At 57.9% G+C, this 1,510-nt stretch carries 2 protein-coding genes; one reads left to right on the top strand and one right to left on the bottom strand.

All coding sequences use genetic code 11. The annotated features are described in order from the left end of the window. Nucleotides 1-47: 47 nt before the first annotated feature. Nucleotides 48-260 (bottom strand): hypothetical protein, encoded by a 213-nt coding sequence (locus A9G05_RS26170; protein ID WP_083272686.1) that lies wholly within the window; start codon nt 258-260, stop codon nt 48-50. Nucleotides 261-371: 111 nt separating this feature from the next. On the opposite strand from A9G05_RS26170, the gene A9G05_RS26165 reads away from it, so the two are divergent. Further along, nucleotides 372-1,510, top strand: a 1,139-nt coding sequence (locus tag A9G05_RS26165; protein ID WP_083272685.1) for a phage/plasmid replication protein, II/X family, incomplete at its 3' end; no start/stop codon positions are given.

Below are 1,510 nucleotides of genomic sequence, written 5' to 3'. Positions count from 1 at the left end.
AATGGTGGACTCTTGTGCGACGGTCGCAATTCCCGTCTGTTTTTCGATCAACTGCGCGGGCGCTTTTTCGCTTTCCCGCCCCCCATTTTTTCTTTGTATTCCATTACATCATGTGTGGTTATTTTCTCCAGGTACCGCCATAGCACTGCGTTCACGATGTCCGCTTCGGCAATGCCTTCCCTGGTCTCGATGATCATGTTGATCCGCTTGTCTTCCAGTATCTGCACGAACTCTTCTTTGACTCTGTAGACCTTGCTCACTAGCTCGTTTCCAGGCTGTTTCATGGCGACCCCGTAATTTTGTCACGTGTTGCACTGTTACACGTTACAGCGTATAAAACGCGCAGATCGTAACTTGTAACGGTGTTACAGATGCTCGACCGCATCCACATGTTCATCCCGTTCCGCATGGAGGCCGTCCACGAGATAGGCAGTGTCGAGCGTCCGTTTCATGTTGTAGATCTTGATTCCCTTGGCATTCAGATGCGCGCCGATGGCGGCATTACCCGCCGTGAAGACGGTGGCTTTGACTGCGAATCTCTCTCCCACGCCTGGGAATCCTTGCCCTCCAGCTACACACCTCTTGCCTTCAAGGTCTTCCATCAGTCCTTCGGTAAACGCCTGCAACCTGGGGTAGAGCTCAAGGCTAGTCCTGCCAAGCTCCTCCAGGGTCACAACGTTTTCGGCCCCACCTCGATCCGCAAAGGGGCAGAGGTGATGCTCAAGTGGTTGGCCGGTACTTACCCGTTGCTTTGGGCTCGGCTCGACTGGATGGCGATCGAGGTCTACGCGATCGACTGCACGTTCTCGGCTCGCATGCCGAACGAGCAGACCGCCCTCCAGGTGATCCAGTTCATGCGCGGCGTGAGCAACGGCCAGACCCGCAACCGTGGTGACGACTACCAGACGACCGCGTACTGGGGCGCCAAAGACAGCCGCATGCGCAAGATCAAGGCCTATCTCAAGGGCCCTGAATTCCGCCTCGAAATCGAAAAGACCCTCCGCGCGGCGCGCGGTGCAGCTTCGAACCCTGAGCCACGCCAGGACCTGGATAACGCCCACGTTCGCCAGTTCAAGCAGCACCGCCGCGATGCACGCGCCCCCATGCCCATCCTGTCCGCTGCTCGCACCCTGCGAGTGCTCCAGGACCCCCGGCTACAAGAGTTCGCTCGTCTCCTCCTCCGGATGGAGGCGACCGTCATGCACCGTTGGCTTGAGCGTCGGAACCTCCCGACGAACCTCTGGCAACTGTGCGACCACCAGGAAGCGCTCGAGAGTGAGGATCGCTGTTTCATCCAGGAGTGTTGGAGCGCTGTAACTGCTGACCTGTTCGCGGCCTTTGAAGGTATGACCATGAAGAGAATCGACGACGACGAAGTGCTGGCCGCACTGATCGCGAAGTACACGAAGGAAGGGAAGGGCAAGTGGACCAAGGCACGCGCCGACAAGGCCACTGGCACGATCATTCCTCGCGTATTCATCCCCGGAAAACCCAGCGATGCCTATGCTCG

The sequence above is a fragment of the Pseudomonas sp. ENNP23 genome (assembly GCF_001728945.1).
Lineage (GTDB): Bacteria > Pseudomonadota > Gammaproteobacteria > Pseudomonadales > Pseudomonadaceae > Metapseudomonas > Metapseudomonas otitidis.
The sequence above is the reverse complement of the archived record's forward strand: the minus strand, read 5'-3'. Positions and strand labels throughout refer to the sequence as shown.